General features: G+C 64.5%; 14 protein-coding genes and 1 tRNA gene. 2 read left to right on the top strand and 13 right to left on the bottom strand.

The genetic code is table 11. The features are described from left to right. Positions 1-132: 132 nt before the first annotated feature. The 6 genes from ACQKOE_RS02960 to ACQKOE_RS02935 all read right to left on the bottom strand — a co-directional run bounded on the left by ACQKOE_RS02960 (position 133) and on the right by ACQKOE_RS02935 (position 6,043). Positions 133-208 (bottom strand) — tRNA-Lys (locus ACQKOE_RS02960). Positions 209-296: 88 nt separating this feature from the next. Continuing rightward, positions 297-1,412, bottom strand: a complete 1,116-nt coding sequence (gene rodA / locus ACQKOE_RS02955; RefSeq protein WP_427511485.1) for a rod shape-determining protein RodA — start codon at positions 1,410-1,412, stop codon at positions 297-299. After that, complete coding sequence (gene mrdA, locus ACQKOE_RS02950) at positions 1,409-3,487, bottom strand: penicillin-binding protein 2 (protein ID WP_427511484.1); 2,079 nt, start codon at positions 3,485-3,487, stop codon at positions 1,409-1,411. Before mrdA ends, rodA begins: the two co-directional genes overlap by 4 nt. A gap of 3 nt (positions 3,488-3,490) precedes the next feature. Beyond that, positions 3,491-4,054 (bottom strand): rod shape-determining protein MreD, encoded by a 564-nt coding sequence (locus ACQKOE_RS02945; protein ID WP_374590613.1) that lies wholly within the window; start codon positions 4,052-4,054, stop codon positions 3,491-3,493. Beyond that, positions 4,054-4,944, bottom strand: a complete 891-nt coding sequence (mreC, locus tag ACQKOE_RS02940) for a rod shape-determining protein MreC (RefSeq protein ID WP_427511483.1) — start codon at positions 4,942-4,944, stop codon at positions 4,054-4,056. The genes ACQKOE_RS02945 and mreC overlap by 1 nt, the downstream gene beginning before the upstream one ends. Before the next feature lie 49 nt (positions 4,945-4,993). Then, on the bottom strand, positions 4,994-6,043 hold the full coding sequence (locus ACQKOE_RS02935) for a rod shape-determining protein (RefSeq protein ID WP_427511482.1): 1,050 nt from the start codon (positions 6,041-6,043) through the stop codon (positions 4,994-4,996). Positions 6,044-6,229: 186 nt separating this feature from the next. Between ACQKOE_RS02935 and mutL the strand changes: the two genes are divergently transcribed. Continuing rightward, positions 6,230-8,023, top strand: a complete 1,794-nt coding sequence (mutL, locus tag ACQKOE_RS02930; RefSeq protein ID WP_427511481.1) for a DNA mismatch repair endonuclease MutL — start codon at positions 6,230-6,232, stop codon at positions 8,021-8,023. Between the two features lie 8 nt (positions 8,024-8,031). Continuing rightward, positions 8,032-8,520 carry a hypothetical protein gene (locus tag ACQKOE_RS02925; RefSeq protein ID WP_427511480.1) on the top strand — a complete coding sequence of 163 codons (489 nt, stop codon included), beginning with the start codon at positions 8,032-8,034 and terminating at the stop codon, positions 8,518-8,520. Between the two features lie 3 nt (positions 8,521-8,523). On the opposite strand, the gene ACQKOE_RS02920 is transcribed toward ACQKOE_RS02925, so the two are convergent. The 7 genes from ACQKOE_RS02920 to ACQKOE_RS02890 form a co-directional block, all read right to left on the bottom strand. Beyond that, positions 8,524-8,973, bottom strand: a complete 450-nt coding sequence (locus ACQKOE_RS02920) for a MaoC family dehydratase (RefSeq protein ID WP_427511948.1) — start codon at positions 8,971-8,973, stop codon at positions 8,524-8,526. Between the two features lie 14 nt (positions 8,974-8,987). Continuing rightward, a complete protein-coding gene (locus ACQKOE_RS02915; RefSeq protein WP_427511479.1) occupies positions 8,988-10,223 on the bottom strand; it encodes an ectonucleotide pyrophosphatase/phosphodiesterase in 1,236 nt (411 codons plus the stop codon). Positions 10,224-10,270: 47 nt separating this feature from the next. Next, positions 10,271-11,371 carry a redox-regulated ATPase YchF gene (ychF, locus tag ACQKOE_RS02910; protein ID WP_427511478.1) on the bottom strand — a complete coding sequence of 367 codons (1,101 nt, stop codon included), beginning with the start codon at positions 11,369-11,371 and terminating at the stop codon, positions 10,271-10,273. Between the two features lie 73 nt (positions 11,372-11,444). Further along, entirely contained in the window at positions 11,445-12,014 is a 570-nt protein-coding gene (pth, locus tag ACQKOE_RS02905; RefSeq protein WP_427511477.1) for an aminoacyl-tRNA hydrolase, read from the bottom strand. A gap of 123 nt (positions 12,015-12,137) precedes the next feature. Continuing rightward, positions 12,138-12,752: a 50S ribosomal protein L25/general stress protein Ctc gene (locus tag ACQKOE_RS02900; RefSeq protein ID WP_427511476.1), complete on the bottom strand. Its 615-nt coding sequence runs from the start codon at positions 12,750-12,752 to the stop codon at positions 12,138-12,140. Between the two features lie 112 nt (positions 12,753-12,864). Continuing rightward, positions 12,865-13,731 carry a TraB/GumN family protein gene (locus tag ACQKOE_RS02895; protein WP_427511475.1) on the bottom strand — a complete coding sequence of 289 codons (867 nt, stop codon included), beginning with the start codon at positions 13,729-13,731 and terminating at the stop codon, positions 12,865-12,867. Beyond that, a complete protein-coding gene (locus ACQKOE_RS02890; RefSeq protein ID WP_427511474.1) occupies positions 13,721-14,647 on the bottom strand; it encodes a TraB/GumN family protein in 927 nt (308 codons plus the stop codon). Before ACQKOE_RS02890 ends, ACQKOE_RS02895 begins: the two co-directional genes overlap by 11 nt. Between the last annotated feature and the right edge of the window lie 53 nt (positions 14,648-14,700).

The raw sequence follows: 14,700 nt of genomic DNA, 5'->3' as shown, positions 1-14,700 counted from the left end.
ATAGAGCAGGCAAAGTCAGCCTGACAAGCAGTAGCTGCCGCAAGGCACTGTAATGCTTGCGAAATAGTGGACGGGCGCAGACACGACAAGCCGACCTGTCGGCCCAGTCAAGCAAGGATTTGGGGGAAGGGATGGTGGACGCACTAGGGCTCGAACCTAGGACCCGCTGATTAAGAGTCAGCTGCTCTACCAACTGAGCTATGCGTCCATTCCGGCGTTTCCGCTGGCCCCGATTCTCTCGGGAGCGCTCCCTATAGCGGCTGTTTTTCCGGATGGAAGAGGTTTGTTTGCTTTTTTTATCCGGAAAGCGATCCGCCGCGGCGGCTCCAGCGTTCGACGGCCATGATCGTGCCGATACAGGCCATGTTGGTCATCAGCGCGGAGCCGCCGTGGCTGATCCAGGGGAGCGGAATTCCGACCACCGGGGCCAGGCCCATGACCATCAGCATGTTGATCGCCATGTAGAAGAACACCGTAAAGGTCATGCCTGCGGCGAGGAGGCTGGAGAACCGGTCCGGCGCGTTGCGCGCTACGTTCAGGCCCCAGCGGAACACCCAAAGGAACACGGCGATCACGAAGATCCCGCCGATCACGCCCCATTCCTCTGCCATGGTGGCAAAGGCAAAGTCGGTGTGCGCTTCGGGCAGGTATTCCAGGTGGCTTTGGCTGCCGTTGCCAAACCCTTTGCCCCAGAAGCCGCCAGAGCCGATTGCGATCTTGGACTGGGTGATGTGGTAACCGGAACCGAGCAGGTCTTCCTCGGGGTTGAGGAAGGTCAGCACGCGCTTGCGCTGGTAATCGTGCAGCAGGGTGAAAAAGGCGATCGGGGCGATGGCCGAGCCTGCCAGGCCAGCGCCGATGAACCAGCGTGCCGGAAGGCCCGCCAGGAACACCACGACCGCCGCACCGGCAGCGATGGATAGCCCGGTGCCGAGGTCTGGCTGGATGATGACGAGCAGGGCGGGAACCCCAATCAGGCCCGCAGCGGGGAGTAGGGCTCGCCAGTTTCGCGTCATGGCCGGGGGGAGGCTGTCGAAGAAGTATGCCAGGATCAGCACGATCCCCGGTTTCATCAGCTCCGACGGCTGCAATTGCATGAAGCCCAGGTTGATCCAGCGCTGGCTGCCGCCGCGCACTGCGCCGAACAGGTCGACCATGACCAGCAGCATCACCAGTACCCCATAGGCGGGGTAGGCAATGGCCTTGAAGAACTCGCGCGGCAGGCGCGAGATCACGAAAGCCATGGCCATGAAGACCAGGAAGTGGATCGTATGCAGCAGCGCCCAGGGCTGGAGGTGCCCGCCCGCCGCCGAATGGAGCACGACCGAGCCGAAGGTGTTCAGCGCGAACAGCGGCAGGATCACCTGCCATGGCTCTTTCGCCACGCTTTCGGGAATGATGCGGCGGTTCATGGCGTGGTCACCCCGGAATTGGGGGCTGGCACTGCTTGCTCAGGAGCGGGAAGAGGCTCGACAACGGTGGAGGCCGGCTCTTCCGGGCGAACCGTGGCGGGCGGGTTCGTGGCGTTCGCAGGATCTGGCTGCGGGGCCTCGGCCTTTTCGATGGCGTCCTTGACCGCCTCGTCATCCCCCACCTTGGGCGCGGAGGTACCGACCCTGGAGACATAGGCCTGGTACTTGGCGTTAAGCCGCTCGTCCGGTTTGCCGCCCCAGGCCTTCTCCAGTTCGTGCAGCCGGGTGATCGCGGTCGCAGGGTCGAACAGGAACGTCATCACGTCCTTGGCAATCGGGGCGGCGGCACGGGCACCGAAGGTGCCGTGTTCGACCACGACGGCCATGGCATAGCGCGGGTTGTCAGCCGGGGCGTAGCAGACGAACAGCGCGTGGTCGCGCGACTTCCAATCACCGACGTGACCGCGCGCGACCAGGGCGCGGACCTGGGCCGTGCCAGTCTTGCCCGCCATCTTTACGCCGCCGATGTCGATCTTGCTGCCGACGGCCGTACCGCTGCCGTTGACGACGTTGAACATCCCTTCATGCGTGACGGCCAATTGCTCCGCCGTGAAGGGCAGGGCCGGACCAAGCGGCTTGGGATGTCCGTGGATCAGATAGGGCTCAAGATTCTTGCCTGATGCAACGCGCGCCGTCATCACCGCCAGTTGCAGCGGGGATACGGAGACGTAGCCCTGACCGATCGAGGCATTGAGCGAGTCTGCCGCAGTCCATTCCTGCTTGAACCGGCGCAGTTTCCACGCTGCATCCGGCACCGTGCCATAGCGCTGCGAGGTTCCGGGCAGGTCGAATTCCTGCCCCAGGCCCAGCATCTTGGCGACGGGCGCAATCGCGTCATAGCCGACCCGGTGCGACATGGCCCAGAAATAGGTGTTGCAGCTATGCTCGATCGCCTGACGCATATCGACCGAGCCATGAACCGCATCGCAGCGAAAGAAACGGCTACCGAGCCGGTAACCGCCGGGGCAGGGCACCCGTTCGTTCGGGTCGATCCCCTGCAATTGCAGGGCCAGCGTGACCATCGGCTTCATCGTCGAGCCGGGAGGATAAAGTCCGCGCATCGCCTTGTTGAGCAAGGGGATGTGGTCATCCTCGTTCAGCATCTTCCACTGCAACCGTCCGATGCCGCCAGCAAAGGCGTTCGGATCAAAGGCTGGCATGGAGGACAGGGCCAGGATACCGCCATCGTTGCAATCGACGACGACAACCGCCGCCGATTCCAGCCCGATCCGGCGCGAGGCATAGTCTTGAAGCTGTGCGTCGATGGTCAGCTTGATCGGCTTTCCGGGAACGTCTTCGCGGAACTCCAGATCGCGCACGAACTTGCCAGAGGCGGTCACTTCGACCCGCTGTGCACCAGGCGTACCACGCAGGATCGTCTCGTAGTGCTTTTCCAGCCCGTCCTTGCCCAGCTTGAACCCGGGTGTGACGAGCAGCGGATTGCGCTCTTTCTCGTAGTCCTTCGCCGCTGCCGGGCCGACATAACCGATCAGGTGCGCGACCGAAGGCCCGGTCGGGTACCACCGGGTAAAGCCTTGGTGCGCAACAACGCCGACCATTTCGGGCAGGCGGACCAGTACCTTGTCAAAATCCTTTGGCTCCAGGCCCGAGACGACTTCGACCGGCTGATAGCCGTGGGCCTTTTCCAGCTTGTCCTGCAAGTCCTGGGTCTGCACCGGGTCAAAACCGAGCAGCTGGGTAAGCTGCATGACCGTGGCGTCCTTGTCGACCAGGCGTTCGGGAATGATGTCGATCCGGAACTCGACCCGGTTGGAGGCGAGCTGCGCGCCGCGCCGGTCGAGGATGATCCCACGGCGCGGCGGGATCAGCGTCAGGTTGACGCGGTTGCTTTCCGACGCGGTCTTGTACTTTTCGTTCTGGACCAGGGCGAGCCAGCCGAGCCGCGCGGCCAGCAGCACGCCAACGCCGGTTTGCAGCCCGCCGATGAGGAACGAGCGCCGCTCAAAACTGTTCTTCAGCGTTCCGGAGCTGACGTGCGACTGTCCGCCGAGCATCGCTTAGCGTCTCCGCAAGGGAAGCAGGCGGAACCGGTCCGCCACGCCAACCAGAATGGCCAGGAAGGGATAGGCCAGGACCGAGAAAAAGTACTGCGGCAGCAGGTGGAGCAGGTTGGAATTGCCACCGCTGGCATCGGCAATCCAGGCCGCACTGACCAGGTAGAGCAGGACCAGTCCGCTCGCGACGAGCCAGTTGAACACCACGCCGCGCCAGGGGAAGCGGGCTTCAAACACGTCGAGCGCGATCATTGCCGCAGACCACAGCAGCACTGCCGAGCCGAACGGCTGCCCGGAATAAAGATCGTCGAACAGGCCCAGCGGCAGGCCGACCCAGACCGGGAACAGGCCGGGCCGCAACTGCTGCCATGCCACCAGCAGCAGAAAACCGAGCGGCGGCATCAGGGGCGCGGACAGAATGACTGGCCAGGTCGGGCTGAGCGATCCGAGCATGACGAGCAGCCATGGCGTGGCAATGGCAAGCGTCTTGGACGGCTCCCGATTGATCCGGGGCCGACCGACCTTGTGCAGCCTGTCCGAAAGCGGGGAGGCCAGTGGTGAGGGCATCAGGGCGCTACCGGCGCTTCCGGCATGGCTGCCGCGCCTGCCGCTGCTTCGTCAAACGCGCGTTCGACGGCGACATATTCGGTCATGCCGGGGTCGCTGAGCGGGCGGGCGATGGCTCCATCCTGGATCAAGGAAACGACCACGGCTACGGCCTCGTTGGGACGGTAAAGCCCGCCCGATCCCGAAGTCACGATTGCATCGCCCTTGCGCAGCGGGTTGATCCCCGTCGCGGCCAGCCTGATCCGCAGGGTGCCGTCGCCTTGTCCGGTGGCATAGGCCTGGACCCCGTCGACCGCGCGGCGGACCGGAATGGTGCTTTCCGTATCGGTGATCAGCAGCACGCGCGAGGTTGAGGTGCCCACTTCAAGCACGCGGCCCACCAGACCCAGCGGAGAACGAACGCCCATGCCGACGCGCACGCCTTGGTTGCTGCCAGCGCTCAAGGTGGCGAAGCGGCGGGTCGAGGACGAGGTGGAGCCAATCAGGCGGGCGAAGGCGACGGGCTTGTCGTCGCTCTCACTCAGTGCGAGCAGGGCCTTCAGCCGCGCGTTCTCATCCTTTAGCGCGGCTTGCTCTGCCAGCTTCACGCGGGCTTCGGACACTTCGCGTTCCAGCGCCGCAACGCGGCTGCCCCGGGTGAAATAGCCGGCCAGCGTGGCAAACCAGCTGGTGCTTTCGTGGCGAGCTTCGGCCCCAGCCACGGCGACCGGCGCGACCACGCCATTGGCTGCGGCGCGGGTGCTGGCAAAGGCGCCGCTGTCATTCAGCGAGACGAGTAGCAAGACCACTCCGATACCCAGCCCGCCGACCGCGAGCAGGTAGTTGTAGAAGGTGTTGTACTGCGCCCGGCGCGAATGGCCCGGGCGCCGGTTCCCAGGCGTCGAAACCACGGGTCTATTCCCCTATGCCGGGTGCGTGTTTCACGACGCCTGTTCCCACTCAGGCCGTCATCAGCACGCCGCGGTAGATCGGCTCTTCCATGGCGCGGCCAGTGCCCAGCGCCACGCAGGACAGCGGATCTTCGGCAATGGTCACCGGCAGGCCGGTCTCTTCGCGCAGGTATTCGTCCAGACCGTGGATCAGCGCGCCGCCGCCGGTCAGCACGATGCCCTGGTCGACAATGTCGGCTGCCAGTTCGGGCGCGGTGTTTTCCAGCGCGATGCGCACGCCTTCGACGATGGCGCCGATCGGTTCGGACAGTGCCTCCGCAATGTTCGCCTGGGTGATGGTGATTTCCTTGGGAACCCCGTTCACCAGGTCGCGGCCCTTGATATGGATCGTCTCGCCAATGCCATCGGCCGGTACGGTGGCGCAGCCGTGGTCCTTCTTGATCCGCTCTGCCGTCGCTTCGCCGATCAGCAGGTTGTGGTGGCGGCGGACGTAGGAGACGATGGCTTCGTCCATCTTGTCCCCGCCGACGCGGACCGAGGTGGTATAGGCCAGGCCGCGCAGCGACAGCACCGCGACTTCGGTCGTGCCGCCGCCGATATCGACCACCATCGAGCCGACCGGTTCCGTCACCGGCATGTCCGCGCCAATGGCCGCCGCCATCGGTTCCAGGATCAGGTAGACTGCGCTGGCGCCGGCATTGCTGGCGGCATCGCGGATCGCGCGCTTTTCCACCGAGGTCGAGCCTGACGGAACGCAGATCACGATTTCCGGATAGCGGAGCATCGAGCGCTTGCCGCCATGGACCTTGCGGATGAAGTGCTTGATCATTTCTTCCGCGATTTCGATGTCGGCGATCACGCCGTCCCGCAGCGGGCGGATGGCTTCGATGCTGTCAGGCGTCTTGCCCATCATCATCTTCGCGTCATCGCCCACGGCCTTGACCTTCTTTACGCCATTGATCGTTTCGATCGCCACGACGGAGGGTTCATTGAGCACGATGCCGCGATCCTGGACATAGACCAGCGTATTCGCAGTCCCCAGGTCGATCGCAATGTTCGGGGAACCGAATTTCAAGAATCGAGACATGAACGAGCTCATTGATTGGTCCGTGTTTTTTCAGCCACCTGCCGCGATTCGTGCGGCAGCGATAAGCCGTTGCGTTGGCGTGGAAGCGCTCCCCCTAGCGCAAGGCTTAACGAAACGCCAAAAAATTGTGTCGATTGCCGGGGCTTGCGCAGGCGTTCCGTCTCGAAATTCCGACGGCTGAACGCTAGGCATAAGCACATGCCCGCAATTCGCCGCCTGCCCGATACCCTGATCAACCGCATTGCTGCGGGCGAAGTGGTCGAACGCCCTGCTTCGGCTCTGAAGGAACTGGTCGAAAACGCCATCGACGCGGGGGCGACCAGCATCGCCGTCAAGCTGGCCGAGGGTGGGCTGGCCGGGATCGAAGTGACGGACGACGGCTGCGGGATGGACCCGGCTGAGATGGCCCTGGCGCTGGAACGCCATGCTACCTCCAAGCTGCCAGACGAACATATCGAGATGGTCGCGACCCTGGGCTTTCGCGGTGAGGCGCTGCCTTCCATCGCCAGCGTTGCCCGGCTGACGCTGGAAAGCAGACCGCGCACCGCCAGTGAAGGCTGGCGGCGCGTAGTCGATCACGGCGTCGTGGTGGAGGAAGGGCCTGCCGCGCTGCCCCCCGGAACCCGCATCCGCGTGGAAGACCTGTTCGGCAAGATCCCAGCGCGGCGCAAGTTCCTGCGCAGCGCCCGCAGCGAATATGCCGCCTGCCTGGACGTGGTGCGCCGCCTCGCCATGGCCAGGCCCGACATCGGCTTCGTGCTGGAACATGACGGACGCCGCGCGCTGGCCGTCCAGCCGCGAGAGGAACTGGCGGCACGCGTGGCGCAACTGGTGGCGCGCGAGCTGGCGCAGGACGGCGTCATCATCGATCTGGAACGCGGCGCGGCGCGGTTGACGGGCGTGGCCGGCCTGCCGACGTTCAACCGGGGCGTAGCCGATCACCAGTACCTGTTCGTCAATGGCCGTCCGGTGAAGGACCGCCTGCTGGTCGGCGCGGTGCGCGGGGCCTATGCCGACATGCTGGCGCGGGACCGCCATGCCGTGCTCGCCCTGTTCCTGGACATTCCGCCCGAGGAAGTGGACGTGAACGTCCATCCGGCGAAGACCGAAGTCCGCTTCCGCGACCCGGCCTTTGTGCGCGGCTTCATCGTGTCTGGCCTGCGCCATGCGCTGGAAGGCGAGGGGCGGCGCACGGCCCAGGCTCCGGCGGCTCCGGCCATGGCGAACTGGCAGGCAGAGCCGATTAGCCAGGGGAGCGCACCGGCACCCAGCCTGTCGTCACTCTTTGCGCGGGAATATGCAGCGCCGGTGGTCCGCGATGCCCCCGTTGCGTGGCGCGGCGCTCAGCCCGCGCCCCTGGCGCCTCCATCGGGCCGGGCAGAGCAGGCCGTGGATGCTCCGCGGGCCGATCACCCGCTGGGCGTGGCGCGCGGTCAGGTCGCCAACACCTATATCGTGGCCGAGGCGGAGGACGGCCTGGTCATCGTCGATCAGCACGCTGCGCATGAGCGGCTTGTGCTTGAACGGCTCAAGTCCGCCGGCGCACAAGGGGCAGTGGCAGCCAGCCAGGCCCTGCTGATCCCGGAAGTGGTCGAACTGGACGAACCGGACTGCGACCGGGTCGAGGGGGCGGCGCAGACCCTCGCCGGGTTTGGCCTGGCGATAGAGCGGTTCGGGCCGACCGCCTTGCTGGTCCGCGCGGTACCTTCGGTTCTGGGCAAGGGCAATGTCCAGGCGCTGGTTCGCGACATTGCCGATGACCTGGCCCAGAACGGGGCGGCGTTGCTGCTGGAAGAACGCCTCGATCATGTCCTTGCCACAATGGCTTGTCATGGGAGCGTTCGGGCGGGCCGTGCGTTATCCGTCGCTGAGATGAACGCTCTGCTGCGCGAGATGGAAGTGACCCCGCGGTCTGGACAGTGCAATCACGGCCGTCCAACCTGGGTCAAGCTTGCGCATGGCGACATTGAGAAGTTGTTCGGGAGACGGTGATGCGTTGGATGACTTCGTTTCTGCTGCTGGCGCTGGCCGCTTGCGGCCAGAGTGCGGAGCAGCGCCGCGCAGCGGATGAAGCGGATGTGGAAGCGGTCAAGGCTGCGCAAAACCGCTTGCCCCCGCTTCAACCGATGAAGCCGGAACCTTTGATGCAGGAAGACGTGGCGCGGATCGACGCCAGTGGTCCCGGCTGCATGGTCCGTCTGGGTGAGGGCCTGGCGCCGCCGGTCCTTGTCACCGTGGGCAGCTTTGGCTGGGTCAAGCTGGACGGGGCGATCATCAAGGTGGCGGGCGATTCCGGCAGCGAACGGGGACCGGTGGATACCTGGACGCGATTTACCGGCAAGCAGGTCACCTTGCGCCTCGAATACCCCTCTGGAGCGGCGGTGTCGTCAGGAGAGGAAGGGCGCTCCCATCCCGTGACGCTGACCATGCGCGATCCTTATGACCGGGTGATCTATCGCGGGCAGGGGATGCAGTCCTGCTCAAGCTGAGGGTCAGGCTGAATCGCGCACCCGGATCAGGCCAATGGACTTCATGGAGCAGACCTTGACACCGTCCTGATTGAACACGCTCACCAGCGATTGAAAGCTGCCCATTTCCGGGCGCGACTGGCTTTGCTTCTTGCTCACCAGTTCCGTTTCGACCCGCAGCACGTCGCCCGGATAGACCGGCTTCAACCAGCGCAGTTCGTCCAGTCCGGGCGAACCCAGGCCCGCCTGCCGCTTCTCCGTAATGTTGTCCACCAGCATCCGCATGACCATGGCGCAGGTATGCCACCCGCTGGCCGAAAGCCGGCCGAAATGGGTTTGCGCCGCTGCCTCGTCGGATAGGTGAAACGGCTGCGGGTCGTATTTCGAGGCAAAGTCGATCACTTCCTCGCGCGTTACTTCATAGCGTCCGAATGAAGCTTTCGCGCCGATTTCCAGGTCTTCGAAATAGACCAGTCCGTCGTCTGAACTCACTGGCGGATCACTCCGTTGAACGTTGCGGCAGTGCCATCGCTGCGCGTGGCGGCGGGCAATTTCAGCAGACTACGCAGCAGCGGTGCGATGTCCACATTGTCGAAGGCGGGAAGCTGCTTGCCCTTGGCAAAGGCGGGGCCGCTGGCGATGAACAGCGCTGCCATTTCCGGCGCCGCCGGATCATAGCCGTGGGCGCCGCCAGAGTAGGCCGCTTTGGGCGGACCAGCCTCCAGCAGCCAGCCCGGATCTGCCAGGCACAGGATCGACGGCGTGCGCGGGTTGGTGCCATAGCGCAGCCGCTCCGGCACTTCGCCCCGCCGCCAGCAGCGGTGGTGCGCACCCGCCACGGCCAGCGCGCTCCACAGGCGTTCGGCATTGCCGGGGGTCGGCTCCAGCGCGGCATAGGGTCCGGCTTCGACCACCCGGTAAAGGGCGGGATCGGCCAGCTGGTCGAGCCGGATCACCCGCTCGCTGCTGGTGGCGGCCATGCCGTGGTCGGACACCACGATCAGGTTGGGCGTGATGCCCAGTTCCCGAAACCCGGTGACCAGTTCGCCAACGAGAAGGTCGGCATCGGCAATGACGCCCGCCATGCGCGCATCGTCCGGCCCGAAATCATGACCGGCGGTATCGATCAGGTCGAAATAGAGCGTGATCAGGCGCGGCCGGATTTGGGCCGGACGGCGTAGCCAGTCGAGGACCGTATTGACCCGCTGCCGGTTGCTGATGGCCTGGTTGAACTGCAGCCAGTCCTGCGGCCGGACGCCGCCTTCGGCCATGGCGCGCGGTGCGGGCAAGGTGCCGCCCCAGGCCACGTTGGAGCCGGGCCAGAACATCGTGGCCGTGCGAATACCGGCCTTCTCCGCTGCGGCCCAGATCGGTTCGCTCTCGTTCCACCAGAACGGATCGTCGTCCGCCATGGTGAAGATCACGCCGGGGCGGCGCGGGTCTTCAAAGCGGTTGCCGACAAGGCCGCTGTGGTCCGGAACCAGCCCGGTAACCAGGGTCCAATGATTGGGAAACGTCTTGGACGGGAAGGATGGCCGCATCGGTCCGGTCACCCCTTGCTGCGCGAGACGCGACAGGTTGGGAGTGACGCCGCGCTTCAGATAGCTCGGATGAAAACCATCGAACGAGACGAGAATGACGGGCGCATCCTCCTTGGCTGCCCTGGCCTGAACGGCGGAAGGCAGAATCAGGAGCGACAGGATCAGCAGGATGTGACGAAGCATTGCCGCACCCTAGCGGGGCAACTGTTCGATACAACCCGCCTGCGCGGTCAGACGTTGAACTTGAAGTGCATCACGTCGCCGTCCTGCACCACGTATTCCTTGCCTTCCTGGCGCAGCTTGCCAGCTTCCTTGGCAGCCGTTTCCCCGCCGAGTCCGATGAAATCATCATAAGCGATGGTCTCGGCCCGGATGAAGCCGCGCTGCATGTCGGAGTGGATTTCGCCCGCCGCATCGGGGGCCTTGGCACCCTTGTGCACCGTCCAGGCGCGGGCTTCCTTGGGTCCGACCGTGAAGAAGGTGATCAGGTGCAAGAGGTCATAGCCCGAGCGGATGACGCGGGCGAGGCCGGTTTCGTGCAGGCCCATTTCCTCGAGGAAGACCAGGCGATCCTCGGCGTCCATGCCGATCAGCTCGCTTTCGATCGCGGCCGAAACGATCACTGCGTTGGCGCCCTCTGCCTTGGCCTTTTCAAACACGCGGGCGGAATGGGCATTGCCATTGGCCGCGCTTTCTTCCTCGACATTGCAGACATAGAGGACCGGCTTGGCGGTGAGCAATTGCGCCTGATTGAACAGGCGGCGTTCCTCTTCCCCATCGGGCATGGCTAGGCGGGCGGGCTTGCCTTCGCGCAGCAGTTCGAGCGCCGGGGCCAGGACCGAAACGAGCAGCTTGGCTTCCTTGTCGCCGCCGGTCGCCTTCTTCTGAGCCGCCGGAACCCGCTTTTCCAGGCTTTCCAGATCCGACAGCATCAGTTCGGTTTCCACCGTCTCGGCGTCGGAGATCGGATCGACCTTGTTGTCGACGTGCTGGATGTCGTCGTTTTCAAAGCAGCGCAGGACGTGGATGATTGCATCGACTTCGCGGATGTTGCCAAGGAACTGGTTGCCCAGGCCTTCGCCCTTGCTGGCGCCGCGCACCAGGCCGGCGATGTCGACAAAGCCGAGCTGGGTCGGAATGATCTTCTGGCTGCCGGCGATTTCGGCCAGCTTGTCCAGGCGCGGATCGGGCACGCCGACATTGCCGACGTTCGGTTCGATCGTGCAGAACGGATAGTTCGCCGCTTGCGCCGCCTGGGTTTCAGTCAGCGCATTGAACAGGGTGGACTTGCCCACATTGGGCAGGCCGACGATACCGCAACGAAAACCCATCACTTACTCCGCATGGCGCCAAGCGCGCGCCCATAGCGGGGGGAGGGCGGTTTGGCCAGTCAGCTTCGTCGATTCAGTCGGCCAGGCGCAGAGCCAGGTCGCTCATGAAGCGGGCATCGTCCCCTTTGGCCAGCCATTCCGCTTCCGCCGCGATGCCGCCCAGCATATCGGCCAGGTCGTCCATCTCGGCCTTGGCATAGTTGCCCAGCACATGGCCTGTTACCCGGTCCTTGTGTCCGGGGTGGCCGATGCCGATGCGCACCCGGCGAAAATCGGGGCCAAGGTGCTGGTCAATCGAGCGCAGGCCGTTGTGCCCGGCGAGGCCACCGCCGACCCGGACCTTTACCTTGAAGGGGGCCAGGTCCAGCTCGTCATGGAACACGGTCAGCGCGTCGGTACCCAGTTTGTAAAAGCGCAGCGCTTCGCCCACGGCGCGGCCGCTTTCGTTCATGAAAGTGGCGGGCTTGAGCAGCAGGACCTTTTGCCCGCCGATGCGGCCTTCCTGGACCCAGCCCTGGAACTTCTTCTGGACCGGGCCAAAGCCGTGCACTTCGGCCAGGGTGTCCATGACCATGAAACCGACATTGTGGCGGTGGAGCGCATATTGCGGACCAGGGTTGCCAAGACCGACCCAGACTTGCACCGTCTATCCTCCAGCTGGCCCGCAGCGGGGCCACTTTCCTGTAAAAGAAAAAGCCGGACCGCGTTTCCACGGCCCGGCTGAATCCTTGGCTGACAAAAGCCGCTGCGGTCAACCGCAGTGCGATTACGCGCTGGCTTCGGTCTTGCTGTTGTCGCCTTCTTCGCTGCGCAGGCCCGAAGGAGCAACGATGGTGGCGATGGTGAAGTCGCGGTCGGTGATCGCGCTCTTGGAGCCTTCCGGCAGCTTCACGTGGCTGATGTGGATCGAGGCGCCAACATCCAGACCGGTCACGTCGATCGCGATGTCGTCAGGAATCTTGTCTGCCTGGCAGATCAGTTCCAGTTCGTGACGGACGATGTTGAGCACGCCGCCGCGCTTCAGGCCCGGGCTGGCTTCTTCGTTGGCGAAGATCACCGGCACGTTGACGTGGACGGTGGCGTTGGCCGACAGGCGCAGGAAGTCGGCATGGAGCGGGCGATCGTTGACCGGGTGGAAGGCAACATCCTTGGGCAGGGTGCGGACGGTCTTGCCGCCAACTTCCAGCTCGACGATCGAGTTGAAGAAGTGGCCGGTGCCCAGCTGCTTGATCAGCAGCTTTTCTTCGACGTGGATCGCCAGGGGTTCTTCATTGCCGCCATAGATCACAGCGGGAGTGCGGCCTTCGCGACGCAGTGCACGGGAGGCTCCCTTGCCTGCCCGTTCGCGCGTCTCGGCCGGCAGGGTCAGCGTATCGCTCATAACTCAAGCCTTTCGAAAAACTTGTTGATAGGTCTTTTCACCGCCACGCCTCCAGGGATGACCATGACGGAGAAGGGCGGGCCGTTAGCGGCAATGGGCGGGAAAAGCAAGGCTACTGTAGCCGCGTCACCTTCCACCCGCGCGCCGCGAGCATGGCCGGCAGCCCGTCCTTGCCCGCCAGATGGGCCGCGCCGACCGCGACGAAGGGCATGGCCCCGCGTGCCAGCAACCCCTCAAGCTTGCCGGTCCAAGCGCGATTGCGCGCCAGCAACAGGGCTTCGCGCAGGGCCGGTTCCTGACCGAGGTCCTGATCCGTAACCCGCGCGATCAGGTCCATGTCGCCCCGCGCCCAGGCTTTCTGCAGGTCGCGCAGCTGCGCTTCCCGGTTCGGTTCTTCCGTGAGCACGGCCTTCAGCAGCGCGCGCTGCTCCGGTTCTGGCAGCCGGTCGAAGATCGCGAGCTGTGCCGCGGCTCCTTCAAATTCGTCGACCGGACCACTCCATGCCTCGGCCACGGCGCGGTCGATGCCGTTTCCGCTATCGCTTGTCCGGGCAGCGGCACTGGTGTTTTGCAGCATCAAGGCGGCCGCCCAGGTCTCGAACGGATCAAGCGCACCCGCTTTCAGGCCGCCCTGCGTCATGCCGTCCTGCAATTCGTCGCGCAGGTCGGCGGGGACGCGCTGCGCGATCGGCGGCAGCCCGGGAGATTGCGCAAGCTCGGCAAAGGCCTTTGCGGTCTTCGCATCGTCGCGGATGTCCGCCACCTCAAGCACCAGCAGGTCTGCGGCATGAAGCGCTGCGTCCACCTTGTTCGACCGCCAGTCGACCGGCTTGGGCAGGGCGTGGATCGTGCCGAACAGCCACGCCTTTTCCCCCTTGGGCCCTTCGACCAGCCACAGCCCAGGATGGACATCCTCCTGGCGCGCGCATCCCGCCAGCGCGAGGAAGAGCAGCAGTAAAGAAAAAAGCCTATTGAACACGCTCAACCTTGAACCCTGCCTTCTCCAGGAATTCCTGGACGCTGTCCTTGCCGCCCAGATGGCCTGCGCCTACGGCCAGAAAGACCGTTCCGGGGCGATCCATCCGGTCATCGATCCAGACCGACCAGTTGCGGTTCCGGTCGGTCAGCAGCGCCTTGTAGAGAACCGGGTCGTCCATTTCGCTGTTGAGGATCTCGGCAAGGGTTGCTGCGTCGCCCTTGCTCCAGCTGTCGACCATCTTGTTAACTTCCTCGGCGATCTTCGGGAAGGCATCAATGGTTTCGAACAGGTAGGCCTTTTGCGCCGCGACCGGCAAGCCATCGAAAATGCCCAGCTGGTATTCCAGCGTCTCCAGCCCGATCCGGGGGCGAGAAAGGGCCTTGTTGCGCTTTTCAAGCTGAGCCTCGACCCCATCGTTGAGGCTGTAGCCTGCCCGCACCAGGGGCACAGTCGCCAAGGCAACGGTCGTGAACCACGGCTTGAGCGGATCGAGCGCTTCTGCCGGAATGCTCAGGCCCTGCAAGGCCGCTTCATACTTCGCCTTTTCCTTGTCATCCATCAGGCCGCGCAGGGTCTGCCCTTTGGGCAAGGCGGCAAACCGCATGGTCACGGCCATGGTCTGGTCCTGCGGGATTTCGGGAAGTTCCGTCACCAGTTCCTGCGATTGTTCGAACGCCTGGGCCAGCTTGCCATCGTACCATTCGATCCCCTTGGGCAGCAGGTGGATCGTGCCGAACAGGTAGACCGTCGTGTCCGCGTCACTGACTTTCCACAGTGCCGGACGCGCCATGGCCCGGGCGGCGACCGCTTCGACCGGCTGCGGAGTGGGATGGGATTGCTGGGCGTGGAGGGCGGGGCCAAGCAGCGCCGCCGTGGCAGAGAGAGTAACCAGCAATGCGGCGCGGATGGTCTTCACGGGAACTCCTGTCGTTAAAATCAACAAGATCAGGATATGTTATTGGAATTCAA

The organism is Novosphingobium sp. NPDC080210 (genome assembly GCF_050281025.1).
Classification (GTDB): Bacteria; Pseudomonadota; Alphaproteobacteria; order Sphingomonadales; family Sphingomonadaceae; genus Novosphingobium.
This window is presented reverse-complemented; position numbering and strand designations above follow the sequence as displayed.